This window comes from Mesonia sediminis, from assembly GCF_042684705.1.
Taxonomy (GTDB): domain Bacteria; phylum Bacteroidota; class Bacteroidia; order Flavobacteriales; family Flavobacteriaceae; genus Mesonia; species Mesonia sediminis.
On record NZ_JBHULZ010000041.1, the window covers coordinates 11357 to 37216 of the forward strand.

The following is a 25860-nucleotide window of genomic DNA, read 5'->3' on the forward strand; positions in this document are numbered from 1 at the left end:
CAGAAATGTAAAAGAAATGTGGAATAAATATATTTCTAGAGAAGAAAATTTTTATGTTCCCGCGGTAAGAATCCAATTAAAAAAATAGAAAAACGTGGCATAATAACTAAGCCTTCCCCTATAAAAAATCGGAGCAAGCTGTGTGGCCGGTACGGCTTGCATGAATGATTAGGTCTTAGACACTTTGCTTCAATTTCATTGGTGACTAGGTTTTGAAGGCTGCTGCATTTTTAAAGGAAATTTATTACTTGCGAGTGTTTAACACCGCCGTACTCCATTGATTCTCGAGACCTGAGCCGTTTTCTACACAAAGTTTTGTTGTGAATTGATTTCAAATTGTATTTTTACGTGATGATTCACAGGTCGCTATCAGCCCCCGCTGCTGCGCGATTGCATCGCCTTGTTCTTCTAACCTTTTCAACCAGAGCAGTCTAGACGGGGTAATGTTGACCCTTTCAGATTTTATCGCTAATAATCGAGTTGGAGGTTATCCCGTAAAAAATTTGTATTAAAAATGTATATTTGAGTGGGTGTAACGAGTTGTGTGCAATTTGCGTACGTTACCAAGATTTGGTATATTTGACAAAAATAATATCCAAAATGGGAAAAAACACATCAATATCACTCGGAAATCATTTTGAGGATTTTATCAGAGAAGAAGTCAAATCTGGAAGATATGGTTCGGTTAGCGAAGTAATTCGTTCCGCATTACGATTGTTAGAACGTGAAGAAAAAAAAGAAAGAGAACTGATTAAAGCGCTCGAAGTTGGAGAAAATAGCGGATTTGTTGAAAATTTTGACCCAAAACAGCATCTGAAAGAATTACATCGTAAACACTTATGAGTAAAAATAAATATCGCATAAGTCAACAAGCGATTGAGGATTTAGATAAAATTTGGATTTATACTCTTAACAAATGGTCTAAAGAACAAGCTGATAGATATTATGACTTGATAATAAGGGAAATTGAATTTATTGCTGTCAACTTTATGACAGGAAAGTCAGCAGAACAAACTCGTAAAAACTATAGAGTAACGAAAATTAAATCACATCTGATTTTTTATAGAAAAATTGATAATGGAATTGTGGAAATCGTTAGAATTCTACACCAAAGAATGGATATTAAAAAACGACTGAAATAAATTAAAAAAACTGCACACAACAACTAAGCGTTCCCCAATGAAAAATCGGGGCAAGCTGTGTGGCCGGTACAGCCTAGACGGGGTAATGTTGACCCTTCCAGATTTTATGCCTAATAACCGAGTTAGGCTTTAACCCGTACAGAATTGTATTAAAAGAGCATATTTAAGTTGGTGTAACGAGTTGGGCAACATTAAATAACACACTCAACTAATTAAGAATTTAAGTATATACTTAACTTACCTTGTTTCTTATTTAATATTTTTCGCATATTCTTAATTAATATATATCTTTGTTTAAGTTTATACTTAAATAAATTATGATAACATTCAAATCTGGTAACTATATAAATCAAGGAACTCATAAAAGCTTTCAGCCTACTAAAATAAATCAACAATGGACAATTGAAGATATGGAGGTGTTAACTCTTCTAAGTCAAGCTGATAGACAACTTGGAAGACTTGATATGTATTCAGAATACATTCCAAACATCGATTTATTTATCAGTATGCACGTATTAAAAGAAGCAACTCAGTCAAGTAAGATTGAAGGAACAAAAACAAACATAGAAGATGCTCTATTAGATAAAAAAGATGTAAAAGATGAAAAACGAGATGATTGGGAAGAAGTACAAAACTATATCGAAGCATTAAATTCTGCAATCAAAAGTTTAGAGAAACTACCTTTTTCCTCTAGATTAATACGTGAAACACATAAAATACTATTGCAAGGAGTCAGAGGAAAACATAAACTTCCTGGAGAATTTAGAAGCAGTCAAAACTGGATTGGAGGAGCAAGTATTAATGACGCTACATTTATTCCACCTATCCATACGAGTGTAAATGAATATATGGGTGATTTAGAAAATTTTGCTCATAATTCAGAATCATTTTTTCCTGATTTATTAAAAATTGCTTTAATCCACTACCAATTTGAAACTATTCACCCCTTTTTAGACGGTAATGGGCGAGTTGGTCGATTAATGATTACATTGTATTTAGTTGAAAAAGGAATACTAAAAAAGCCTATTCTCTATCTGTCTGATTTTTTCGAAAGAAACAGAATGCTTTATTATGACAACCTAACAAGAGTTAGAGAAAAAAATGATTTAAGTCAATGGTTTAAGTTTTTCCTAGTTGGTGTAATTGAAACTGCAAAAAATGGAATAAACACATTTGATAGTATTTTAAAACTACAAAAGGAAGTCGAAATTAAATTGCAAATCTTAGGAAGTCGTTCACACAATGCTCAATTGATTCTAAATCATCTTTACCAACGACCAATAATTGATGCTCAAAAAGTTAAAGATTTGACAGGCTTATCATCACCTTCGGTTTACAAATTAATAGAAGAACTTGAGAAATTAGAAATATTGACTGAAATAACTGGTGGAAAAAGAGGGAAAATATATTTATTCAGAGAATATACTAAACTATTTAAATAAAAACGCGTTACAATAACCAAGCCTTCCCCAATGAAAAATCGGGGCAAGCTGTGTGGCCGGTACGGCTTGCATGAATGATTAGGTCTTAGACACTTTGCTTCAATTTCATTGATGACTAAATTTTGAAGCCTGCTGCATTTTTAAAGGAAATTTTTTCTTGCAATTGTTTAACTCCGCCGTACTCCGTTGATTCTCGAGACTGGGGATAATTTCACCCCCCGCTGCTGCGCAATTGCATCGCGTTCTTCTAGCCTTTTGAATCAAAGCAGTCTGGGCAGAGTAATCTCAATAACCGTGTGCAACTTTATCCAGTACAAAATTGTTTTAAAAATGTATATTTGAGTTGGTGTAACGAGTTGCTTCCAATTAGAAAAAAACTCAACAAAATCAACATATTGACAAGAATGTCGTAAAAATGTCGCAAATAAACCGTTATCAAATTGATAGATTCATAAGTAGTTTTGTAGGACAATAAACCCAAATTAATTATGAACGAAATCGGAAAAAAAATTAGAGAAATAAGAAAGAAAAAAGGACTTTCTCAAGAAGAGTTGGCTGAATCTGCAAAAGTGAATTTAAGAACAATTCAACGTATTGAAAACAACGAAAGTGAACCTCGTGGAAAAACTCTAAATCTTATTTGTAAGGTTCTTGACATAAATACAGAGGATATTTTAGATTATGGAAAACAAACTGATAAAAGCTATCTAACAATTTTTCATCTTTCTGTAATAGTCTTTTTAGCCATTCCTGTTGGAAACATAATTGTTCCTCTAGTTTTATGGATGAACAAAAAAGATAAAATTGTCGGACTAAAAGAAATCGGAGCAAATGTCCTGAATTATCAAATTCTATGGTCGATTATTACATTTTTAAGTATAACAGGATACGCATTTTCAAAAATTATGCATTATGATTATTATCCTTTTCTTTTTTATATATTCATCGGACTTTATGCTTTCAATATAATATTACCCATAACTTTTGCTATTAAAACGAGTAAAGGAAAAACAGAGAATTTATACCCGAACATAATTAAACTGATAAAATAATTTTGAGCAATAACTAAACCTTCCCCTATAAAAAATCGGGGCAAGCTATGTGGCTAGTACGGATTGCATGAAGGTTTAGTTATTAGACACTTTGCTTCAATTTCATTGATGACTAGGTTTTGAAGCCTGCTGCATTTTTAAAGGAAATTTATTACTTGCGAGTGTTTAACTCCGCTGTGCTCCGTTGATTCTCGAAACCAAGGCCTGTTTAAACACAAAGTTTTGTTGTACGGGCTATGGCCTGGTCGCTGAAGGTGAACAGGTTTTTAGAATTCAATCCTAGTAAGGTGCGATTAAAAGCCTATAGGTTATGTAGACTTCATTGAGGTAAACATATTTCAATTCCAGTAAGGTACGATTGAAAGAAAGAAACGTGAAAATTGGAGCAAACAAGTATATATAATTTCAATTCCAGTAAGGTACGATTGAAAGGTAATACTTATATTGTATTACTTACATTATGTATACATTTCAATTCCAGTAAGGTACGATTGAAAGGCGTAAAGATTTAATGCGTTTATTTGATTCATAATTCATTTCAATTCCAGTAAGGTACGATTGAAAGAAGGTTAAAGCCGTAATGCCTGCAATTTGTGTCTATATTGTCTGCATTATGCCTATAGCTTAGTCCACTATTTAGTGGACTCACTGTGGACTCAGTGTGGACTCACTCCGCTTATGTTAGGGATTTGATAGGCTGCAAACTAGGAGCATGTAGCTTCGGGATATGCTTTAATGGTAAATTGATTTTTTACCTAAGAAGCCACTGGACTAAAATTTAAAAAAAGACCTATTCATTCTACTCGCCGGTGATTGGTATAGTTATAACAGCCTTTAAATCAAAGTCAAGCCTGTATAGCAACAAGAATAATTGTTGCTCGTAGAAAAATAAAAAATGCTTAAATTTGAAATCTAAGCAGCTTTATGAAGCACCACTACCTTGTTTTTTTTGTATATTTTTTCTTAGGCATAAGCGCAGACGCCCAGTCTATTGCGCAAGTCAATCTACAAGCAAAGCAATTTCAAGATGCTTATAACCAAGCCTTAAACCAACAAGAATATGATGAAGCCTTAGTGCACCTCAACGCACTAAGTGATTTACTGATTTACCAAGCCATCGATCACCAAAGAAGCTATAGTTTGTTACGTGATTTTAAACCCTACCTCAAGTTCTGCCAAACCCCCAAACAACGTGCTAACTTTTATATTAATTATGCAGAATCGGCTACTTATAACCAGTATTACAAAGAGGCGATGCAAATACTTGAAGAAGGGATTTCTTATATGGAGAAAGAACAAGATTCCAGTTGGTATGCCTTTGGCTATGCTTATCTTAAAGCCGCCGAAAACACCAATCGGCTGAACCGTTTTACCGAAAGCGCAACCTATTTTCAAAAAGCTGAGAGCCTTTTTAGTCACCAACAGGATAGTCTTATGTTGTTATGGACCAAGAGCGGTTTGAGTACTTTATTCAGTAGTTTTGCTTTATACGATAAAGCGGCGAAAGAGAGGGAATTTATTTTTAATATGCCTAAAAAGCCTGGTTTTGCTCAGGTAAAAGCTGTGGCCCATTTACGAGCTGCTACCGATGCTTTTTTTCAGAATCAACCGCAAAAAGAGCTGTATCATATCGAGCAAGCCTTAAAAACCGAAAACAATCAAGCCGATATCAAAGAGATTGTTAGGCTGATAAGCCTCACCTTTGCTACGGCTATTTATGCCCGCAACCAACAGAAAGATAAAGCAAATCACTATTTTAAAGAGCTCCAAACTCAGTTTAGCGAACACAAATTACAAACCCCATTTATAAATAGCTATTATCGCTTGGCACAAAGCAGGCATGCTTTGGTAAATAACCAAATAGATTTAGCTATTTCTTCGGCTCATGACTTGCTAGAGAGTTTAGAAAATACAGATGATTGGCAACACCTGGCGCGTGCTTATTGGTTATTGGCCAACATCTACGAAGAAAATCAACAAACCCCTAAGGCCCTTTATTATTTAAAGCGCTACACCCATTTAAAAGACTCGGTAAACGTAGCCGCATCGCGTAGGCAATTTGCTTTTGTGCAAACTCAATTTGAAACCAAGAAAAAAGATCTCGCCTTAAAGCAAAAAAATCAAGCCATTGAACTGCTGCATGCTAAAAATCGCATTGTAAATCAGCGTTTATTATTATTAGGAATAATTAGCCTTTTCGGATTTGTTTTCCTTTACATTTGGCGACAACGCTTGTACGCCCAACGCAAAGAACGCCTACAAAAAGAATTTGCTCATAACTTGGTACATCAATTAGAAGATGAGCGCAAACGTATTGCAGGAGAATTACACGACAGCGTGGGGCAAAATCTTTTGTTGGTAAAAAACAAACTCTTGTTAAAAAAGCAGCAAGAGCATCAACTACTCGAAGAGAGCATACAAGAAGTTAGATCGATGTCTCAGCGCCTTCATCCGTTTCAATTCGAAAAGCTAGGCTTACTTACTTCGATTAAGCATACGGTAGAGCGTTTTCAAAAAAATTCGAGTATTTATTACTCCACACTTATAGAAACCCAACACATCAATCTAAAAAAAGAAAAAGCCATCTTCATTTTTAGGATGATTCAAGAATGTCTTAACAATGTAGTGAAACATTCTCAAGCCTCGGCTTGTCAAGTACGCATACAAGAAACCTCAGAAACTTATATTTTTAGCATAAAAGATAACGGGCTGGGTTTTGAGGTTAGCCAACAGATGCAAAAACTCGACAGCTTAGGCTTAAAAAATCTTAAAGAACGGGCCGTATTAATAGAGGCCAAATTAAAAATACGTTCTCGTAGAGAAAAAGGAACGCATATAAGTATAATTCTAAATAAACACGCCAACTAATGCGCTTACGTATCTTACTCGCCGATGATCACCCGCTATTGCTAAAAGGAACCCAGGCCTACCTCAACAGTAAAGGGCACCAAGTGGTGGCCACCGCTCAGGATGGTATAGCGGCCTATTATGCCATATTAAAACATCAGCCCCATATCGCTATTCTCGACTTTGATATGCCCAAACAAAACGGTTTAGAGGTGGCCAAGGCGATTTTTGCCCAGGGCACTAAGGTAAAGGTCATCTTGTTAACCTTGCATCAACAAGAAGCCATACTGTCCGAACTTGGGCACTGTATTGCTGGGTATTTAACCAAAGATACCGCTTTAGAAGAACTAGATGATTGTTTAAATGCGGTTTTATCTCAAAAAACCTACCAGAGTTCTACCCTAAAAAATAATATTCATATTCCAAGCCAAAACCCTCAGCTAGAAAAACTCACCGCTAGCGAACTTAAGATTTTGAAATATATTGAACAAGAATATACCAGCGCTCAAATTGCCGAAGAACTTTTCATTTCAAAACGAACGGTAGAAAAACACCGTAGTAATATTATTGAAAAGCTAAATCTAGACTCTCAAGCCCACAGCCTCTTACTTTGGTTAAAACAAAACAAAATGAGTTTTTAAAAAAGTTGTTTGTTGGTTTAGAACTGTTTCATTCCCTTTTCAGGGAAATGTTTACGCTATAACCAACATAAGATCAAAGGCTATAGCCTATATACGTAGAGCTACGTATTCCAAAAGTTGAACCTAAAAACTAACTTGCACGGGTAAATATAAAACACCCAATATGTTCACTATTAAAATCGAAAACAACTACCGGTATTCTGGACGCTTGGTCAATACCGACACCAATAGAGATTGGATCATCAATCATCATTTTACCAGTGCTAGTATTCCCGATTTAAAATCGGCTTTATTACAAATTTATGGACTCGGCGAAGTTCTTTTTTTAGATCTAGGCGAAGAAAAGATAAAAGGATATCCTTTTCCTTCTGAGCGTTACGGACTTTTAATACGCTGCCACAGTACCGAATTTTATTACCGTTTTGAACAACACGGCGATATATACTTAACTATAGATGCGTTAGGCTGTTTTAGTTTACAAGTAAAAAATGGTACAGCAATACAGATCAAACTACCCGAATTATCACTTAAACAATAATATTATGGATGTTTTTTTAGGACAAATAAGCCTATTTGGTGGCGATTACGCACCTGCTGGCTGGGCTTTTTGCAACGGTCAAATGCTAAATATATCTGACCACACCGCGCTTTTTTCTTTATTAGGAACACGATACGGAGGAGACGGTGTAAATACTTTTGCACTTCCCAACCTTTGTGGTAGAATGCCCCTTGGTTTTGGTACGGCGCAGGGGCTTAGTAATTACCCCATAGGCAGTCAAGGTGGGAAAGAAAAAGTAGCTTTAGGCATTTCCGAAATGCCCGCTCATAACCACGGCGTAAGTACTCACGCCTCTGCTTTAGATGGCATAGGGGCCAATACCATCGAGGTCACCAATAACTATTGGGCTAAAGGAGGTAGTTACAGCACTACTAGCGATGCGCAAATGGCAAATGATGCCGTAAGAATAACCGATACAGGAGAAGGCAAGGCACACGAAAACCGCCCGCCCTATCTCGCTCTTAATTTTATGATAGCCTTAAACGGTATCTATCCTTCTAGAAGCTAAGTTTTATTCTCTTGTAATACCAATTGTATGAAATACCTAACGACCACTTTAGTAAAAATTAACTTGTCTCTTCTGTTAATGCTTATGCTAAGCAGCCTGAGTGCCCAAAGCATTACCTTTGACTTAGAAAATGCAGTACTTCAAAATAACAACAGTGCTATTAACCAATCTATTACTGTGGGAGGTAACGTCTATACTATGACAATCACCCACGCTACGTCAAACGGTAATGCTGGGCTTACCCAAGTAAATGGTTCGCAGGTATTTTATTACAATGGTGGAGCTGGAAATACAAACCCCTGGGTGATTAGTTTTACAAAAAATGGAAATCCTACCAATTTTACCTTACATGGATTGACTTGTGTGGCTTATAGAAATTATCAAATTAGCTTATTAGACCCTAACGATCAAGTTATTACCCCCTTTGCGTCTTACCCCATTGGAGTCGTCTCTCCAGTTTTTGTTGTCAATACAAATTTGGCGAGCAACATCAGCAGCTTTAAGATTAAACCCGACAACTTAGCAACGCTAAATAATTTTGGGCTTGATAATATTCAAGTTAGTTTCCCTACCAGTAATCCAATTATCAATAGTGTGAGCGTGCCCCTTAATAACACCTATGCCGCTGGTGACGATCTTAATTTTAGTATTCAATTTGATCAAAACATCATTGTCAATACCCTTAATGGAGTTCCGCAGATTACTATCGCAGTAGGATCTAGCCTTAAAAATGCCACCTATTCTAGTGGTAGTGGCACTAGTAGCTTAGATTTTGTTTACACGGTACAAGCTGGAGATTTTGATTCGAATGGTATTGGTATTAATGGCCTTAGCGCAAACGGAGGCAGCCTACAAAATAGCAATGGTTTAGCCGCCAACCTGAATTTAAATAATGTAGCCAATACAAATGGGGTTTTGGTTGACGGGGTGGCACCCACGGGATATACAGTACAATTTGATCAAGCGCTTATAGCAATTAGCAATGAAAACAATGCCAGTTTCACTATAGCTGCAGCCGAAATAGGCGCAACCTATCAATACACCATAACAAGTAATAATGGAGGCACACCCCTTAGCGGTTCTGGTGTCATCAGCCAAGCCAATCAACAAATAAGCGATTTAAATTTAAGCGGTTTAAGTAACGGAGTGCTAAATTTAAGTCTACAACTTACCGATGGAGTAGGCAATACCGGTTCGTTAGCCACTGCCCAAACGAATAAACAAACCTTGGTTTACCAACCAGACGCTAACCAAATTTTATACGTTAATAAAAACACGCCTAACCCCCAAGGCGATGGTTCTAGTTGGGCAAATGCCATTCCCGAACTAGCCCATGCCTTAAAATGGGCAAATAATAATGCTAGTCCTAATTGGGCTACAACCCCCTTACAAATTTGGGTTGCCGGTGGCACCTACACCCCTTTATATAGTCCTATTGATGGAGAATTTGGAAAACAAAAGGGAAGGGCTAATGCATTTTTACTGGTTAAAGATGTTCAATTATTTGGTGGTTTTGCCGGAACTGAAAATAGCATATCGCAAAGAGACCTGAGTAATACTAACAATGCCAGCATATTAAGTGGTGATCGCGATGCAAACGACGCTCTTTTAAATCCTGCTCCTAATACAGGTGTAAGGCATACAGCCAGCTCAAGAGCTCAGAATACCTATCACGTACTTATGGGCTCTGGCAATCTAGGGCAAACAAAAGTAGATGGTTTTACCATACAAGGGGCTAACGCCAGTTCTGTAAGCCAAAGCATTTCAGGTTTTTACATCAACGGAAATTACTTCTCCCACTTCTCAGGCGGCGGCATTTATATTAGAAAGGCCAATATACCCTTTAAAAACCTAAAACTACAAGACAATTCTGCCAATAGAGGTGCTGGAATATATAATATCGATGCTAATTCTAGTCTTGTCAATTCTATTATACATCACAATCACGCCACTGATGCTGGAGGAGGCATCTATATAAATTTGAACGGCCAAATGCAATTTACCAATGTGAGTATAGCCCTTAATTCGGCCCCTCAAGGTGAAGCCATTGTAACCAAACTGTCTAATCCTATTTTGCATAATAGTATCATTTTTGGTGATATTAAGGAATTACTTGGCGGAACTTATACCGCTTACCACAGTCTTATTGAAGGCAATAACACTATTGCCAACGGCAATATAAATACCTATGGTTTGACCCCCACTTTGGTTTTTAACAATCCGTTTCAAGATGACTTTAGTCTTAAAAACACTAGTCGGGCGGTCAATGTAGGAAACAATACTGCCTATACACAAGCTGGCGGAAATCTATTGACTGATGTAGATTTGAATGGTCAGGCTCGATTGTATGATGATAGCTTTTTTAGTCAAGATCAAATAGACCTTGGTGCTTTAGAGTACAATGCCGATTTACCGGTGCGGAACACCGATTTTACCGCCAATCCTACTGAAGGATGTGGGATACCGCATACGGTATTTTTCACAGACACCTCTGAATATCCAGATCTATGGGAATGGGATTTTGGTGACGGGAATACTTCGACTTCTCAAAACCCCATACACAACTTTGTAAGTCCAGGAGATTATACGGTATCTTTAAAAACCACCGATACCATTTTTAACACCTACAATACCCATACTGCCTTAATACGTGTTCAAACTGCAACGGCCAATTTTACCAGCAGTACTACTTCGAGTTGTATCGGAAGTACTATTGCTTTCACAGACACCTCAACCTTAAACGGAAATGGATCGATTACACAATGGGAATGGGATTTTGGAGACGGGAATACTTCGACTGTTCAAAACCCCAGTCACACCTACACTACCCCAGGAAACTTTAAGGTTAGCCTTAAAATCACAACAGATACAGGATGCTCCTATACCGAAAATAAAATAGATTATATCAGCATCAACCAAGTCATAGCTGACTTCTCCACTACCGATACCACAACTGGATTTCCTAATTTGACGGTTAATTTTCAAGACAATTCTACAAGTAATTTGCCTATCACAGGGTGGTTATGGGATTTTGGTGATGGAAATACCTCTACACTGCAAAATCCCACCCATACCTACAGCAGTTTTGGAGTTTATGACGTTAGTTTGAATATTACCACAACCCAAGCCTGCAGTGCAAGCCTTACAAAGAACGGCTTTATTAATACCTCAGATAACCTTGCTCCTACCGCCCTATGTCAAAGCCTTCAAGTTTATCTAGATGCAAATGGCACTGCCAGTATTACCCCAGCCATGGTGGATGCGGGAAGCACAGATAACGATCAAATTGCTAGTATACAAATTACACCCCAGGTTTTTGATTGTAGCATGATCGGTGCTCAGAGTGTAAGTATGCTGGTAACCGATAGAGCAGGAAACACTAGTAGTTGTTCCATTAACATTCAAGTCATCGACTCATTGGCACCTGTACCAGACTTGGCTAGCTTGCCTACTATAACAAAAGCTTGTGAGCTGTTGCCAACAGATTTAACGCCGCCAACTGCTACAGATAACTGTGGAGGAAGCGTCTTGGTGACCAACGATGCGGTTTTTCCTATCAATACACAAGGAAATCATAGCATTACGTGGACGTTTCAAGATCAAAACGGCAATACCAGTACGCAAATTCAAAATATTGTAATAGATGATACCATGCCGCCTACTCCAGACCTGGCTAGCTTGCCCACTATAACAAAAGCTTGTGAGCTGCTGCCAACAGATTTAACGCCGCCAACTGCAACTGACAATTGTGGAGGAAGCGTCTTGGTGACCAACGATGCGGTTTTCCCTATCAATGCACAAGGAAATCATAGCATTACGTGGACGTTTCAAGATCAAAACGGTAATACCAGTACGCAAACCCAAAATATTCAAGTTTTAGCTTCGCCCTTAGAGGCAGTAAGTTTTAATGATGGTCAATTTACTTACGATGGTAATTTACATAGCTTAAGCGTAAGCAATTTACCCGCAGGAGCACAAGTTAATTATAGTATAAGTCCTCAAACTAGCAGTCCCAATGGCGCAATAGACGCAGGGAATTATACTGTTACTGCGGTCATAAGTCCGCCGGCTTCAGATGTAAATTGTGACCCCATTAGCCTTAGTGCACAATTGGTGATTGAAAAAGCAGCACAGAGTATAAACTTTCAAGACCCTGGATTAAAAATACTAGAAGACGATTCAGATTTTCAACTTCAAGCTAGCGCGAGTTCAGGTTTGCCCGTGCAATTCACTTATTCATATGCGGGAGTCAGTCCCCCAGCCACAGTTTCGTCAACAGGTTGGGTGAGTTTACTAAGTTCTGGTCAAATACAAATTACGGCCGAACAACCAGGAAATAACAATTATCATCCTGCCACTAGTATGTCCCAGATTTTACAAATTAACAGTAGAGATGCCTCGGCACATACTATACAAATTGAGGAAAAACAATTTAACACACCACCAAAAGAGCTTGATTACCAGATAGCCTGCACGAACCAAAAAGAAAGCGTAAATATTGAGATAACCACAGAGGTTAATGCTCAAGTAAGTCCTGCAAAAAGTTTTAAAATTGAAACCCCCAAACCAGGTATTTACAAGCAAAAAGTAACTATTACCTCTCAAGATGGAAGCAGTACGCAAACCTATTGGATAATAATCGAAAAGCAATTTGCATTTTTTGATATTGTTCATCAAAAATTCGACAATGTGTTACTGGTTAATAATAATCCAGCGACTAACGGCGGCTATCAATTTGTGGGTTATCAATGGTTTAAAAATGCTAAGCCAATCGGTAACGAACAATATTATAGTGCGGGTCCTCAATCCCAAGACATATTAGACCCACAAGCCGAATATGCTGTTAAACTTTATTTAGCAAACGGAGCCATTCTACATACTTGTATAGGCCAGATCTCCTTAAGTCAATCTGCCGATTTTAACGCTTGGCCAAATCCTAACCAAGCTGGCAATCAACTTCATTTTGAGGTAAGTCAAACTGATATTTCTCTTCAACAACCTGCATTTGTAAGGCTTTATACATTACAGGGTATACAAGTTGGGGTTTGGAAAATATCAGAAAAAAACACCCGTATAGATTTACCTGAGACTTTATCTACTGGTACTTATTTAGCTAGCTACCAAATCGGTAATCACACAGAATCCTTTAAATTAATTATAGAATAAAAACTCATATGAATTGCAAAAGCGCAAACACCCGCAAACGTCATATCATTTTAATAAAAACAATGATTTTCTTAAGTATTTGCAGTCTTACTTGGGGTGGTTACTCACAAAAAAGCAGTGAATTTTCTGTTCAGGCCTTAGGAGGGTTCTCTTATGTTGATTACGAAACCCAACAAACATTTACAGCACCAGAAAGAAATTGGGGGTTGGGTCTAGGCTATGGTTTTTATCTTAATGAAAATTGGTCTTTACAATTGGCTGGAATATACCAAAAGTATACCGCCAAATTGAGTGTAGCCAAAATAGAAGACCAATATCAAAGTATAGACTTGGAACAAGAGAACTTTGTTTTTCAATTCGAGGCACAAAGATTAAAAGAGCAACAACAAATAGGAAATATTCAATTTCCGCTCAGTTTACAATGGCAAACCAGCGGAGAAACTAAATTTTATTTTAGGGCTGGTGCTCAGGTCAACTTGGTTCTAGAAGCAGAATTTGATCAAGCAATAGACTTTCTCAAAACAAGTGGTTACTATCCTCAATATGAAGTCACTCTAGACGATCCGTTATTTATGGGTTTTGGTCGGTTTGACGATGTCAAAACCTCAAAGAAAAATTTAAATTGGCAAACTACCTACTCGGCTATCTTTGAAAGTGGAATAAAAAGTGAAGTGTATAAAAATCAGCATTTTTATATCGGATTGTTTTTGAATTACGGCCTTAAAGGTTTAAAAACAGCCGACAAAAACAATCCTCTAGTGGAGTACCAATCTAAAAAACCAGATGCTTTTAAATGGAATAGCCTTAGCCAAACGCCATTGGCACAAAATGCCCGATTGATGTCTTACGGCATAAAACTCCGGTATGCTTGGGGCGGTTTTTAATGATATATTTTCATATCTACCAACATTGTAATTGCATTAATTATGCCTCTTAACAAGTCTATTTAATATGCAATGCAATAGCTAAAATTGACACCCCCGCTGCTACGCGATTGTATCGCGTTCTTCTAACCTTTTAAAATAGAGCAGCCTGGCCGGGGCAACCCCTAATATCCCTGTCAATTTTAACCAGTACTATATTGTATTAAAAGTGTATATTTGAGTTGATATAACGAGTTGGCGGTAATTATCATCCGAACTAAATTAATAATATGACTAAAAACTACACCTTCAAAAACACAGAAAGGAATAATAAGAAGGCACACGATTACGAAACAAAATCATTATTATATTTAATCGGACGAAGAAAAGACAGCAAAGAAATTGAATATGTCGCATTTGATTGTTTCAATGATGTAAGTGGCGTAAATGGAAAGTCTGACAAGATATGGGATATTCAATCTAAAAATGAAAAGAAGTTAAATCCTAAGAAAATAGGAACTTACCTATATACTTTGTTTGACAATTACGTTTCAACTCTTAATTTTAAAGAGTTTATATTTTTCTCTCCACCTCTAAAGTCCAATTATAAAAAAGATACTTCTAAGAATATTTACGGTATTGGAAATATTAAAGAAGACACTCTGGATCGTATAAAAAATGGGTTAAATGAAGAAGTTTTAAGGGTAAAAGGAGCTTCAATTGATTTTCAAAAGGAACAGGAAGATTTTCTGAGTTTAGTTTATTTTGTAGAAGATATTGATCAGGAAAGCGAATATGTAAAGACTCTCACTCAGTTTAATAATTTAAATTTAAAACCCAACGCCTTTTATAAAACGGTTTTTCAAGAACTTAGGGATATTCAATCATCGAAGAAAAATAGTTTTATTGAAAATAAATCAATCTCAGAAATAAGAGATGTTTTAAAGTTTCAAAGGCACCTAAATACCAAAGACGTAGAATTATTGCTAATTAGTAGAATTATTGGATGCGAAATATTCAAATATAAATTTATACCTATTTATTTTTCGCCACAATTAGATGGACTTGAGACGGAGGACAGATGGGATCTTATTGAAGAATGTAATGCCAACCTTTCAAGAGCCTTTTATAATAAAAATTGTAATCGAATATTTTGGAACCTAGGTGAAAAAATAATCGAGTTCCTAGAGATCAATAATAAAAAAGATATTGATGAAATATTTAATTTGATATTTCCCAATTATCAAATCAAAATTTCTTATTTAACACCTATGACCGTTAAGTACTTAATAGGTCTAATTTTAGATGGTAAGCAATGATTATAAAAAAATTCGCATTCGGTAACGAAAAAGAAGCATTTATTGAAAGTCGCTTTGAAGATTCAATAAATATCATATTTAGCAATGACAACAATCGAGGAAAAACTTTAGTAATGCAGGGTTTAATGCATTCAATTGGATATGACTCAATATTTCCAAGCGGTTTTAATAACAAGAACTATTATTTCTTTTCTGAAATATCCTTTGGAGATAAAACTTATAAATTTTTAAGAAAAGGCAATTCAATTTTACTGATAGAAAATGACTCATTGAAAGTATTTAATAGCATAAGTGAGTTCAAATACTATTTTGACAAGAATATTTATGAGTTGCCTAAAATTGAAAAAGATGGGGAACTTAAGCCTGCCGATCTAACTCTATTTTACGAATTATTCTTTCTAGGTCAAGATAAACGAAATACCTCCAGTCTAATTATTAAAGGAAGGAATAATAAACAGGATTTTAAAAATATGATTTTTGCTATGGAGGGGATATTAATATCTAGCACGAACACTTACGATATTGAGGAATTAAAGAAAAAGAAAAAATCCATTCAACTTGATATCAAAGCTGAAAAGAAGAAAATATCAATTATTAAAAAGAATCCTGATTTAGCAAAATTCATAAGTTCTGCAGCTAATAATGCTGATTTTAAAAACACATCTAATCAACTCACAGAGTTAAACAAGAATATAGCTGAGTTAAGAAAGAAAAGAAATAGAGAGGAAAACAGAAAAATTAAACTACAAAGTCTTATTAATGAATTAAAATCTTTGAATAGAAGTCTAAATGAAGGAAATGTAAAATGTTCTGATTGTGGAAGTAAAAACATTATTTTTTCAAATAAAGAGTTTGAATTTGAAGTTAGTAATAATTATGTGCGAAAGAATATTTTAAATTCAATCAAGGAAAATATTTCCATAAAAGAAGATATAGTTCAAGAGTTTAATTCGGAAATACTAAAAGAACAAGCCCAGATTACTAAACTCTTGGAAAATTCAACCACGAATGAAAAAAACTATATCCTCTTTCAAGATGCCATTCTTGACTCAAAAGAAATTGATAAAATAGTATCTAAACTCCAGGAAGAACTTTCCGAAATTCAGAGAAAAATAGATAATAATAAAAACAAGATTGTAACAAATAAAGAACTCCAAAGAGAAGTTTTAAATCAGTTACTCTTTGAAATGAGGTCATACTATGATAAAATTGATTCTCAAGGTACCTTGATGTTTGAGGATCTATTTACCAAAAACGGTGAAACATATTCTGGTAGCGAAGGTCAAGAATATTACTTCTGTAAGCTGTTAGCCCTAAATAATGTTCTGAACCATAACTTTCCAATAATAATTGATTCTTTTAGGGAAGGCGAATTATCATCGAGAAAAGAAGATTTGATGATACAAGAGTTTTTAAAACTAAATAAACAAATCATATTAACCTCGACCTTAAAAGATGAAGAATATCTTTCTGAAAAATATATAAACATTGAGGGAATAAATATTCTGGATTATTCAGAGGTACAAGACAGTAAAATACTTCAACAAGAATATGCTGAGGAATTCGCAGAACTTATAGATAAATTCAGCATCCAACCTTAACTACCGCCAATCGAGTGGTTGGCTCCGCCTTCAAATGACGGAGTGCACCCCTCACACCACTCCCGAAGCTTCGGGACCAGATGCAGTATTGTAAACGGTTTCTTAGCCAATATTCCAGCTTTTTAAGCTTTCCTTGAATGGAGGCTGGTCTGAAGTAATTTATCCAGCCCCGCAGTAACAAGTTGATGCGTTGGATACGTTCTTCGAAACTCGCGGGTATCGTCTGATTGGGCAGGTATTTAAACTTTGCCTTAAACTCTTTCCACTTTGATGATCCAGCTATTGGTTGATATTTACCTTTCTCCCCTTTCTTGTAGGTTGGTACAAAATCCCCGGCTGCTGCGCGATTGCATCGCGTTCTCTTTACCTTTTAAACCAGAGCAGCCTGGCCGGGCTAATGGTGAAACTGCCAGGCTTTATCTCTAATAACTGTGTTCAACTTTAACCATTAAAATATGGTGTTAAAAGTGTATATTTGGGATGATATAACGAGTTGCCAGTAATTAAAACCAAACAAAATGACCAAGAAAAAAACAGAAAATGAATACTGCTTCGAAGTTCTCATTCTTGACCCAAATGGGAAAAGCGAAATTCTGTCACCAAAAAGTTTAGTTTATGGAATTATGTCCACAGAAAAACTATGGTCAAATGCAAAAAGTGTTGAAAAAAATGGTGAGTTTTCTATTTTAGATGGGGAAATTGAACTAAAAATAAAACCAGTAGACACCTCATCAACTCTTTATGATTTAATCGAAGCAGGATTTGTTATTAAAGTTAAATCCGAAAACTTTGAGAAACTTGAAAGATTCCGACTTCTCTTTGTAATTCATTTACGAAATAGACTTTCTTTTGAACATATTAGGATTTTGACAGATGATGTAAGCACTGAAATCTCTAACAAAGCCTATCCACTAATAAATGAATTAGAAAACTTACTTAGAAGATATATTTCTAAATTCTTTACGCAGAAAATTGGTTTAGATTGGTGGCAGAAAGCAGTTCCTGATAAAGTTATCGATAAAACAAAAATGAGAACTGGTAATGAAAACGTCTTCTCAAATATTGTACAAACTGATTTAACGCTAATTGACTTTGATGATTTAGGTGAAATTATATACAAACACAAATTAGGCTTTAATCGTCCTCAAAATTTAGCAGACAGTTTATCACAAGTTAACACTATAGAAGAATTAGAAAAACTAAAAGCTGACTTAGATAGTAATTACAATAGGTTTTTTAAAGAAAATTTTAAAGACAAAGGATTTGATAAAAAGTGGAAACAGCTTTTTAAGATAAGAAACAAAGTTGCTCATAACAATTTATTTGTAATTGACGACTTAAACAATACTGTTAGCCTACACGATGAATTAAAAGAAATTATTTTAAATGCTGAATCAAAAATAGACGAGTTCAAATTTTCTGTTGAGGAGCAAGTTGCAATTCGAGAAAAAATATCCGACAAGGCAGAAAACTCTGAATCAATAGAATCGCCAAAAGTATTAGGGAAAATTGACCTATCAGAATACGAAAGAGATGAACAACCTCTATTCGATGTAATAACAGAAGAAGATTTTTTCAAAGAATTAGAAAGAGCTGAAAACTCATTAAAATATAATCATTTGACTTATGTTGGCTTAAAGTCATTTATTACAAAACTTTTAGGTTCAAAAGGATATGCATATGGTCCAAGCTACGCATTAGCAAATATTTTGAAAGAACAAAATAAGGTTGAAATTTATGATGTTGAAGACCCAGCATCTTACTGGCCTGTAAAAGCAATTAAAATAGTAAAATAACTACTGGCAGATAACTAAGCCTTCCCCAATTAAAAAACGGAGCAAGCTGTGTCGCCGGTACGGCTTGATTGAACGCCTTGTTGACTAATCCCCCGCTGCTGCGCGATTGCATCGTGTTCTTCTAGTCTTTTAAAATAGAGCAGCCTGGCCGGGCATGTTGATCCATTCAGATTTTAACCAGTACTATATTGTATTAAAGATGTATATTTGAGTTGGTTTCACGAGGTGTGCACTATTGTAAAAAAAAATGAAAGACCAATTAACTTTTGAAATAAAATCGAGAAAAGGAACAAATAATCTTCCTTCTGGCATTACTAAAAGTGAACGGAACTATATTGACTTTGTCGTTTCTGGAAAATCCCTTGGAAAAATTTTAGGAGTGGAAAAATCTGACCTTATCGGAAACTTTGGGTGGGCTGACAATGCAGAATATGAAAATGGACAAATAAGTGAATTTCTAAAAGAGAAAGAACCATCACTTGAAACCAACAGAATTATGTTTTATGTCTGTGCGGAATGTGGTGACATTGGTTGCGGAGCTTTAACTGGAAAAATCAGCGAAACCGAAAATGAAATAATCTGGAGCGAATTCGCTTATGAAAATAACTATGAGGAATACAATTTAACCGAATACGAAAACATTGGACCATTTATTTTTGAAAAAGTTAGTTATCGAAATAAATTCAACGGACTGAAAAAGTAAACTGAATTGAAAAAACAACAGTGCACAGCAATTTATAACCACAATTACGGCGTCCCGAACCGTCGGGAGACTACGTCCGAATCCGCTCGGAATTGCTAACGTCAGTGCCTAATCGAAAATTAACGTATATTTACCCGTAACTGATGGTTATACGAGATCGGCAGACTATCTCAAAACCTCGGTTATAGAGAAACGTGTTTGGGTACGCACCTTTAAGAAAATCTATATATTCGATTCTCCCGGGAATTAAATTATTGTTGAGACAAACTGCCGTTGCCAGTAATTTATGAATCATAGCTAAACAAGAAACTTTCAATAAAAAATAAATGAATATTTCCTCTTTTCACCTTGTAAAAATTCCATTTGGAAAAGCGATTAAAGGACTATTTATAAACTTGATTAATACAAAAACAAAAGGTCTAATTTATTCGGAATATATGACCGCTATGACTTTAGGTTCTCCTATTCTATCACCTTCTCGTTTTTTAATAAGAGAAGTAGCAATCTTTGCTCAATGGGAAAGCGAAAAAGACCTTGAAAACTTTCTAGAAAAAGACAATTTTGGCAAAATTCTAAATAAAGGTTGGCACATTCGCTTAGGTTTTATGAGAGATTGGGGAAAGATAAAAGGCTATAAAACACCAAAGAAAAACGAAATTTTAGACAATCCAAATTCACCTGTAGTTGCCGTAACAATTGCTCGTATGAAACCTCTAGCAGTTCCGAGATTCTTACAATGGGGAATACCAGTTGAAAAATTAGTTAGAGATCATTCTGGCACTTTTCTTTCTATTGCATCTTTCAAATTTCCGAATACAGTTTCAACTTTTTCAATTTGGAAAAATATAAAAGAAATGGAAAGTATGGTTCACGGTCATAGCAAAATGCCAAAACCTAAAAGACACTCAAACGCCATGAAAGAAAGAGAACGTAAAAACTTTCATTTTGAGTTTACAACTCTTAGATTTAAACCTCTTTCAGAATACGGTTCTTGGAAAGGCTATAGCAATTACACTAAGAAAACTGTTTAATAATGGGATTTGCTTTTATTAAACAGAACTTTCAAGATTGGGTTACTCAACAATGGGTAATTGTTTCAGGTAAAAAAATCAATTCAAAAGAATATGAATGGTTGTTAGGTCCATTTGGAAATACAAATGGAGTTGGGGAAAAATTTATTAAGCAGTTAGCGGAAAATGAAAATTTAGAAATCTGTACCTCTAAACTAAGTAAAGGATTAATAAATTCAATTAACCAATTAAACTTATCAACAATCGAAATTAATAAATTATCAAAAAACGTAATTGACTTTTACGAAAACACGAGTAGTTATGAATTTGAATTGAAAACTAACTGGAATCCTATTTTTAAATTTTTCGGCTATCTCCTAAAAATATTGTTCAGTAATAGAATTGAGCAACTAAACATTCCCATGAAAAACCGCAAGAACACTAAGGGAATGAATAGCGATATTATTCAACTAATTGATAAAAAAAACAAAAAAGTAAAACGAACAATTTGGTTAAGAACAATTAAAAAAACGAAACAAGTTGTTTATTCAGGCGTTTATGAAACTTGTACAATTCCAAACGGATTAACTTGCATTAAGGCAATGTTTCCATTACCAAACGGAAATGCGACAGTTATTTTAGAACCATGTGTTGGTAGTAACGGAGAGCTAATCTTAAAATCTGCTGGTAGGAAAATTGGAGATAGTGGGTTTTACTTTTTGCTAAAAGACAAAAGTGGAAACTTATGGACAAATTATATAAAGTCATTTAAAGACCACCTAACGGTAAGTTTTAATGACGGAAAAATAAAAGCAAAACAAACACTTAAATTTTATGGCTTGAGAGTACTTAATTTTGAATACGAAATTAAAAAAACACAGACAACACCGTATAAAATTAATTCCTGGCTCTAGCCTCCACACGAATCCTCAAGCGTTCGGACGTGCGGCTTTATACATCCCGATTACCGCAGTTGGTCGGTTCTTCCCGAAATCAATTATATACTGGCCAAAAACAAACAAAATTTATTTTATATCGGTTTAACCGGAAGTTATATCAACCACCAAAATCAATTTAACCGAGATTACTTCCGTAAGGCAAGCGACTATAAACAGTATGCTTTTGAGCAAGCCGACTATAGACGTATTAAAACCACGTTGAGTAAGCATTTGGCATCGGTATTATTTGTGGGTAAAAACTGGGGGTTCTCGCCCTATATTGGTAGGGGCATAAAAAACCCTGATGTAAAATTTAGCCACATTCAAGGAATGTGACCCGTTACCCGTGAAGATACGCATAACTGGTTACCCAGCGCCACCTACTACCTCAGGCGCGAGGGCAACTCTACCGGGGTACAATTGGAGCTACGCCTGGCGGTATTTGTCAAACTCTAGTCCTAACAAACTGTTAAAAATTAAAAAACAATTGGTGGCTTTTCTTATTCATCGTAATATTGCAATATATAAATGAATCTATTTTTGATTATGGGACTTACCAAAACCGATTTATTCACTGCCGAGCAAAACCAAATTGCGCAATTCACCAAAGTACTGGGGCATCCTGCGCGTATCGCCATTTTACAGCATCTTATTAAAATAGACAGCTGCGTTTGTGGCGACTTGGTAGAGGTTATTGGTTTGGCTCAACCTACCATATCGCAGCATTTAAAAGAGCTCAAAAAGCTAGGACTTATACAAGGTAGCATTAGCGGTACGCGCGTTTGCTATTGTATAGATGCCCAGGCTTGGCACAATATGCGCGAAAACTTATTGGCCTTTTTAGCCAGCGGTCCTTCTCATAATCCTAAATGTTGTTAACCCCAAAATACCTGATTACTTATGAAATTATCTGAAATTAAAGCCGTATTGCAAAACCTAGAACAGATTGCCTTTGAGTTGCCTTCGGGCGAATTGGTTCCGCCTCATTTTCATGTGACCGAGATTGGCAAAATTGACAAAAACTTTATCGACTGTGGGGGTACTTTGCGTTATGAAACGCTTATCAGTTTTCAATTGTGGAGCGCCAATGATTACAACCATCGCTTGCATCCAGAAAAGCTGGTTGCCATTATCGAATTGGCCGAAAAAGCTTTGGTTTTAGGCGATTGGGAAGTTGAGGTAGAATACCAAGGCCAAACTATTGGTAAATACGATTTAGATTTTAACGGCAAGCATTTTGTTTTGCGCAACAAACAAACCGATTGCTTGGCGAAAGAAGATTGCGGCATCCCAGAAAAATCTGCACCTGCCAATAACGCCACTTGTGCACCGGGTAGTGGCTGCTGCTAATTTATTAAATTGATTTGTTATGAAATTCAATAAGGTTTTCACCGATTTTATCGGCACTTTAAAACCCGATGATATTGCTAGCGATCGTAAACAAATACTCCAACATTTGGCCCAAGCTATACAGGAGGGCTTGCAGCAAAAGGAGGGCGTGGCTCTACAATTTATTTGCACCCATAACTCGCGCCGAAGTCAGTTAGCACAGGTTTGGGCGCAGCATTTACTATATTGGCACGGCTATTTTAAAGTCGGTTGTTATTCGGGTGGTACGGCCGTTACAGCGGTTTATCCCGAGGTCATCAACCAATTAGAACAGCAAGGATTTACCGCCAGTCGCCTAAGCGAAGGCAGCAACTCGGTTTATGCTGTAAAAGCGAGTAAGCAGCTCGCACCGAGTTTTGTGTTTTCTAAACCCATAACGCATTTGGTAAACCCAAGCGATGATTTCATCGCGGTGATGACTTGCGACCAAGCTAACGAGGCCTGTCCCGTTGTTTTAGGAGCCAAAAAACGCATCGGGCTCACCTATACCGACCCAAAAAACCGTGATGGGCAAGAGAATGAAGAACAGGCTTATGCGCAAACCAGTACACAAATTGCTACCGAGATGCTTTATCTCTGTTCACAACTAAATCCGTAAAGGCATGAATAAAAAATTAGGCTTTTTAAACCGCTATCTAACCCTATGGATCTTTACCGCTATGCTACTGGGAGTAGCTTTGGGGTATTTTTTTCCGAGCTTTCCCGAGAAGTTACAAGCTTATAACCAAGGCAGTACTAATATAGCTTTGGCTATCGGACTTATTTTAATGATGTATCCGCCCTTGGCTAAGGTAAAGTATAGTTTGCTGCCCAAGGTGTTTAAAAATGTAAAGCTCTTGTCTATTTCGCTGTTGCTGAATTGGATTATTGGGCCGGTTTTGATGTTTATACTCGCTATTGTATTTCTAGCCGATTACCCCGAATATATGGTAGGCCTTATTTTAATAGGTTTGGCACGCTGTATTGCCATGGTATTGGTGTGGAATGACTTGGCTGAGGGCAGCAGCGAATATGGAGCTGGCTTGGTGGCGCTCAATAGTATTTTCCAGGTCTTTGCCTACTCGTTTTATGCCTGGATTTTCATTAGTGTGCTCCCTCCGTTTTTTGGTTTTGAAGGCGCTTTGGTAGAGATTTCCATCGCCCAAATTGCAGAGAGTGTCGCTATTTATTTAGGCATCCCTTTCTTATTAGGCATTCTTAGTCGGCTGATTTTAGTGCGTGTTTATGGAGCGACCTGGTACCAAGAAAAATTTATACCGCGCATATCTCCCTTAACCTTAATCGCTTTACTGTTTACCATTGTGCTTATGTTTTCGCTAAAAGGCGAATTAATTGTAGCCCTACCCCAAGACGTTTTGCTTATCGCGCTACCCTTGTTGATTTATTTTGGTTTGATGTTTCTTATTGGTTTTTGGATTACTCGCGCCGTGGGTGCCACATACGATCAAACTACCGCTGTTGCCTTTACGGCCGCAGGAAATAACTTTGAGTTAGCCATTGCAGTTGCCATTGCCGTTTTCGGATTACACTCTGGGCAGGCTTTTACCGGAGTTATTGGACCGCTTGTAGAAGTACCGGCGCTCATCTTACTCGTGCGGGTTTCCTTCTGGCTAAAAGCCAAGTATTTTTCGGCTAAGACCTCTTAAACCAAACAGGCATGCCTCAATTGGCATGCCTGTTTGCTTTATTCGGGTTGATGCCTTTTCTTTAGGATGCAGCCATAGTATTTTCTGCGTTTTCTTTTGCCGCATGCGCTGTAGTACCTGATTCATTTTCTTCACCATCAAAATAAGGAAACACATCTATAATAGGCGATTCGCTAATGGCAGGTATACTATAATCTCCCATGGTGTTTTGTAGCACCTGCATGCTGTTTTCAAAAGCTTCTTTTACATCATTGGCCTGTACCAAAAGGTATTGGTTGGTTTTACGCTCTTTGCCACTTTCTTCATCAATGGCCACTAAGGCCACCTTAACTTTAAACCAACGATCGCTATTTTCAAAAGGATGCACTTCGGCAAAATTGGCCACCTTTATATTCATGATTTTAAAATCTTCTTCGGTTAGGCTTTTCATTTCTTGAGTAAGTCGGGCTTCGGCCTCGGTATAAGAAACCGCATCGAGCAAGTAGGTTTCGCTGGTTAATTTTTGCTCTCCCGTCTCGTGGCGTTTCATATATTTTACTTTACACTCATACCAAATAACACTCATATTTACTTATCGATTTTAGGTTAGTCGCCAAAAATAGAAATCAGCTCAACGTAAACCAACCGATTCTAATTTTGTTATGCACAATTTTACTTTAGGCTTTTACTGCGCTTACGCGGAAGGCAAAAAATTCTAATGAAACATAATAATTCTATACCAAAAAACCAGCTCCTGTTTTATGGTTTTTGACAGGCATAAAAAGATAAGGAATGTGCATTTATAGATGAAGTAGCGGTTTTTTTTAAGGCTTTGTGGCGGTCTCTAGCAATTGAATGTGTTATATTTAGAATCAAAATGCCCAAAAAATGAAAAATTTATTTCTATTTCTATTTTGCCTTACGCTGCTTGTCGCTTGTGATAATGACGACGATCAGAATTCAAAAGATCCCGTAAGCCAATTACCCAAAGCCACGCAAACTGGAGCAAATACTGCGGGTTGTTTGGTTAACGGCGAAGTTTTTTTACCCAAAGGCGGTGGACTGGCAGGAAACAAAAATTGCTTCTACCAGTATGTTGATGGCGGTTATAATTTCTTGATGCGTTTTTCTGATTTTTCAGGGAACGATGCTTCGTCTGTAGGTTTAGGTACCCAAAACGCAAAGATTGAAAAAGGGCAAACCTATATATTAAATGCCCGCCCATTTTTCACTAACAATGAAGATGGCAAGGGGGGGGG

At 36.5% G+C, this 25860-nt stretch carries 22 protein-coding genes and 1 pseudogene; 21 read left to right on the forward strand and 2 right to left on the reverse strand.

Annotation, left to right across the window (positions count from 1 at the left end):
• The first annotated feature begins 600 nt into the window (after nt 1-600).
• The 12 genes from ACFSQ0_RS08050 to ACFSQ0_RS08105 all read left to right on the forward strand — a co-directional run bounded on the left by ACFSQ0_RS08050 (nt 601) and on the right by ACFSQ0_RS08105 (nt 17140).
• Nucleotides 601-843, forward strand: a complete 243-nt coding sequence (locus ACFSQ0_RS08050; RefSeq protein WP_024742610.1) for a type II toxin-antitoxin system ParD family antitoxin — start codon at nt 601-603, stop codon at nt 841-843.
• Nucleotides 840-1142, forward strand: a complete 303-nt coding sequence (locus ACFSQ0_RS08055; protein ID WP_379046692.1) for a type II toxin-antitoxin system RelE/ParE family toxin — start codon at nt 840-842, stop codon at nt 1140-1142. The genes ACFSQ0_RS08050 and ACFSQ0_RS08055 overlap by 4 nt, the downstream gene beginning before the upstream one ends.
• Before the next feature lie 317 nt (nt 1143-1459).
• On the forward strand, nt 1460-2584 hold the full coding sequence (locus tag ACFSQ0_RS08060) for a Fic family protein (protein WP_379046695.1): 1125 nt from the start codon (nt 1460-1462) through the stop codon (nt 2582-2584).
• Nucleotides 2585-3072: 488 nt separating this feature from the next.
• Nucleotides 3073-3636: a DUF4870 domain-containing protein gene (locus ACFSQ0_RS08065; protein WP_379046698.1), complete on the forward strand. Its 564-nt coding sequence runs from the start codon at nt 3073-3075 to the stop codon at nt 3634-3636.
• A 924-nt stretch (nt 3637-4560) separates the two neighbouring features.
• Nucleotides 4561-6504: a tetratricopeptide repeat-containing sensor histidine kinase gene (locus ACFSQ0_RS08070; protein ID WP_379046701.1), complete on the forward strand. Its 1944-nt coding sequence runs from the start codon at nt 4561-4563 to the stop codon at nt 6502-6504.
• On the forward strand, nt 6504-7124 hold the full coding sequence (locus tag ACFSQ0_RS08075) for a response regulator (protein ID WP_379046704.1): 621 nt from the start codon (nt 6504-6506) through the stop codon (nt 7122-7124). The genes ACFSQ0_RS08070 and ACFSQ0_RS08075 overlap by 1 nt, the downstream gene beginning before the upstream one ends.
• Nucleotides 7125-7287: 163 nt before the next feature.
• Nucleotides 7288-7662, forward strand: a complete 375-nt coding sequence (locus ACFSQ0_RS08080; protein WP_379046707.1) for a hypothetical protein — start codon at nt 7288-7290, stop codon at nt 7660-7662.
• A 4-nt stretch (nt 7663-7666) separates the two neighbouring features.
• Nucleotides 7667-8191 carry a phage tail protein gene (locus ACFSQ0_RS08085; protein ID WP_379046710.1) on the forward strand — a complete coding sequence of 175 codons (525 nt, stop codon included), beginning with the start codon at nt 7667-7669 and terminating at the stop codon, nt 8189-8191.
• A 27-nt stretch (nt 8192-8218) separates the two neighbouring features.
• A complete protein-coding gene (locus ACFSQ0_RS08090; protein WP_379046713.1) occupies nt 8219-13357 on the forward strand; it encodes a PKD domain-containing protein in 5139 nt (1712 codons plus the stop codon).
• An 8-nt stretch (nt 13358-13365) separates the two neighbouring features.
• The gene (locus tag ACFSQ0_RS08095) at nt 13366-14241 is read left to right on the forward strand and encodes a hypothetical protein (protein WP_379046716.1); all 876 of its coding nucleotides are present in this window, start codon (nt 13366-13368) and stop codon (nt 14239-14241) included.
• A 269-nt stretch (nt 14242-14510) separates the two neighbouring features.
• Nucleotides 14511-15539: a hypothetical protein gene (locus ACFSQ0_RS08100; RefSeq protein ID WP_379046719.1), complete on the forward strand. Its 1029-nt coding sequence runs from the start codon at nt 14511-14513 to the stop codon at nt 15537-15539.
• On the forward strand, nt 15536-17140 hold the full coding sequence (locus ACFSQ0_RS08105; RefSeq protein WP_379046722.1) for a hypothetical protein: 1605 nt from the start codon (nt 15536-15538) through the stop codon (nt 17138-17140). The genes ACFSQ0_RS08100 and ACFSQ0_RS08105 overlap by 4 nt, the downstream gene beginning before the upstream one ends.
• On the opposite strand, the gene ACFSQ0_RS08110 is transcribed toward ACFSQ0_RS08105, so the two are convergent.
• The gene (locus tag ACFSQ0_RS08110) at nt 17124-17423 is read right to left on the reverse strand and encodes a group II intron maturase-specific domain-containing protein (protein ID WP_379048804.1); all 300 of its coding nucleotides are present in this window, start codon (nt 17421-17423) and stop codon (nt 17124-17126) included. The genes ACFSQ0_RS08105 and ACFSQ0_RS08110 overlap by 17 nt on opposite strands.
• Before the next feature lie 235 nt (nt 17424-17658).
• On the opposite strand from ACFSQ0_RS08110, the gene ACFSQ0_RS08115 reads away from it, so the two are divergent.
• The 8 genes from ACFSQ0_RS08115 to arsB all read left to right on the forward strand — a co-directional run bounded on the left by ACFSQ0_RS08115 (nt 17659) and on the right by arsB (nt 24622).
• Entirely contained in the window at nt 17659-18936 is a 1278-nt protein-coding gene (locus tag ACFSQ0_RS08115; protein ID WP_379048843.1) for a hypothetical protein, read from the forward strand.
• A 247-nt stretch (nt 18937-19183) separates the two neighbouring features.
• The gene (locus ACFSQ0_RS08120; RefSeq protein ID WP_379046724.1) at nt 19184-19639 is read left to right on the forward strand and encodes a hypothetical protein; all 456 of its coding nucleotides are present in this window, start codon (nt 19184-19186) and stop codon (nt 19637-19639) included.
• A gap of 326 nt (nt 19640-19965) precedes the next feature.
• A complete protein-coding gene (locus ACFSQ0_RS08125; RefSeq protein ID WP_379046727.1) occupies nt 19966-20670 on the forward strand; it encodes a hypothetical protein in 705 nt (234 codons plus the stop codon).
• A 2-nt stretch (nt 20671-20672) separates the two neighbouring features.
• A complete protein-coding gene (locus ACFSQ0_RS08130; protein WP_379046730.1) occupies nt 20673-21563 on the forward strand; it encodes a hypothetical protein in 891 nt (296 codons plus the stop codon).
• Between the two features lie 570 nt (nt 21564-22133).
• Entirely contained in the window at nt 22134-22466 is a 333-nt protein-coding gene (locus ACFSQ0_RS08135) for an ArsR/SmtB family transcription factor (protein ID WP_379048806.1), read from the forward strand.
• A gap of 21 nt (nt 22467-22487) precedes the next feature.
• The gene (locus ACFSQ0_RS08140; protein WP_379046733.1) at nt 22488-22937 is read left to right on the forward strand and encodes a DUF6428 family protein; all 450 of its coding nucleotides are present in this window, start codon (nt 22488-22490) and stop codon (nt 22935-22937) included.
• A gap of 19 nt (nt 22938-22956) precedes the next feature.
• Nucleotides 22957-23574, forward strand: coding sequence for a protein-tyrosine-phosphatase (locus ACFSQ0_RS08145; RefSeq protein WP_379046736.1), 618 nt, complete (start codon nt 22957-22959; stop codon nt 23572-23574).
• Between the two features lie 4 nt (nt 23575-23578).
• Nucleotides 23579-24622 carry an ACR3 family arsenite efflux transporter gene (arsB, locus tag ACFSQ0_RS08150; protein ID WP_379046739.1) on the forward strand — a complete coding sequence of 348 codons (1044 nt, stop codon included), beginning with the start codon at nt 23579-23581 and terminating at the stop codon, nt 24620-24622.
• A gap of 61 nt (nt 24623-24683) precedes the next feature.
• Here the strand turns inward: arsB and ACFSQ0_RS08155 are convergent, their stop codons facing one another.
• Nucleotides 24684-25187: a DUF4494 domain-containing protein gene (locus ACFSQ0_RS08155; RefSeq protein WP_379046741.1), complete on the reverse strand. Its 504-nt coding sequence runs from the start codon at nt 25185-25187 to the stop codon at nt 24684-24686.
• A 302-nt stretch (nt 25188-25489) separates the two neighbouring features.
• Here ACFSQ0_RS08155 and ACFSQ0_RS08160 point away from each other — a divergent pair.
• Nucleotides 25490-25860: pseudogene (locus ACFSQ0_RS08160) on the forward strand (hypothetical protein); the annotation flags it as partial.

Coding starts and splice junctions, on each gene's coding strand:
- ACFSQ0_RS08065 (WP_379046698.1), top strand. CDS start 3,073: ATGAACGAAATCGGAAAAAAAATTAGAGAAATAAGAAAGAAAAAAGGA.
- ACFSQ0_RS08130 (WP_379046730.1), top strand. CDS start 20,673: ATGGGATTTGCTTTTATTAAACAGAACTTTCAAGATTGGGTTACTCAA.
- ACFSQ0_RS08050 (WP_024742610.1), top strand. CDS start 601: ATGGGAAAAAACACATCAATATCACTCGGAAATCATTTTGAGGATTTT.
- ACFSQ0_RS08070 (WP_379046701.1), top strand. CDS start 4,561: ATGAAGCACCACTACCTTGTTTTTTTTGTATATTTTTTCTTAGGCATA.
- ACFSQ0_RS08140 (WP_379046733.1), top strand. CDS start 22,488: ATGAAATTATCTGAAATTAAAGCCGTATTGCAAAACCTAGAACAGATT.
- ACFSQ0_RS08055 (WP_379046692.1), top strand. CDS start 840: ATGAGTAAAAATAAATATCGCATAAGTCAACAAGCGATTGAGGATTTA.
- ACFSQ0_RS08090 (WP_379046713.1), top strand. CDS start 8,219: ATGAAATACCTAACGACCACTTTAGTAAAAATTAACTTGTCTCTTCTG.
- arsB (WP_379046739.1), top strand. CDS start 23,579: ATGAATAAAAAATTAGGCTTTTTAAACCGCTATCTAACCCTATGGATC.
- ACFSQ0_RS08155 (WP_379046741.1), bottom strand. CDS start 25,187: ATGAGTGTTATTTGGTATGAGTGTAAAGTAAAATATATGAAACGCCAC.
- ACFSQ0_RS08085 (WP_379046710.1), top strand. CDS start 7,667: ATGGATGTTTTTTTAGGACAAATAAGCCTATTTGGTGGCGATTACGCA.
- ACFSQ0_RS08115 (WP_379048843.1), top strand. CDS start 17,659: ATGACCAAGAAAAAAACAGAAAATGAATACTGCTTCGAAGTTCTCATT.
- ACFSQ0_RS08145 (WP_379046736.1), top strand. CDS start 22,957: ATGAAATTCAATAAGGTTTTCACCGATTTTATCGGCACTTTAAAACCC.
- ACFSQ0_RS08100 (WP_379046719.1), top strand. CDS start 14,511: ATGACTAAAAACTACACCTTCAAAAACACAGAAAGGAATAATAAGAAG.
- ACFSQ0_RS08075 (WP_379046704.1), top strand. CDS start 6,504: ATGCGCTTACGTATCTTACTCGCCGATGATCACCCGCTATTGCTAAAA.
- ACFSQ0_RS08120 (WP_379046724.1), top strand. CDS start 19,184: ATGAAAGACCAATTAACTTTTGAAATAAAATCGAGAAAAGGAACAAAT.
- ACFSQ0_RS08060 (WP_379046695.1), top strand. CDS start 1,460: ATGATAACATTCAAATCTGGTAACTATATAAATCAAGGAACTCATAAA.
- ACFSQ0_RS08105 (WP_379046722.1), top strand. CDS start 15,536: ATGATTATAAAAAAATTCGCATTCGGTAACGAAAAAGAAGCATTTATT.
- ACFSQ0_RS08080 (WP_379046707.1), top strand. CDS start 7,288: ATGTTCACTATTAAAATCGAAAACAACTACCGGTATTCTGGACGCTTG.
- ACFSQ0_RS08125 (WP_379046727.1), top strand. CDS start 19,966: ATGAATATTTCCTCTTTTCACCTTGTAAAAATTCCATTTGGAAAAGCG.
- ACFSQ0_RS08095 (WP_379046716.1), top strand. CDS start 13,366: ATGAATTGCAAAAGCGCAAACACCCGCAAACGTCATATCATTTTAATA.
- ACFSQ0_RS08135 (WP_379048806.1), top strand. CDS start 22,134: ATGGGACTTACCAAAACCGATTTATTCACTGCCGAGCAAAACCAAATT.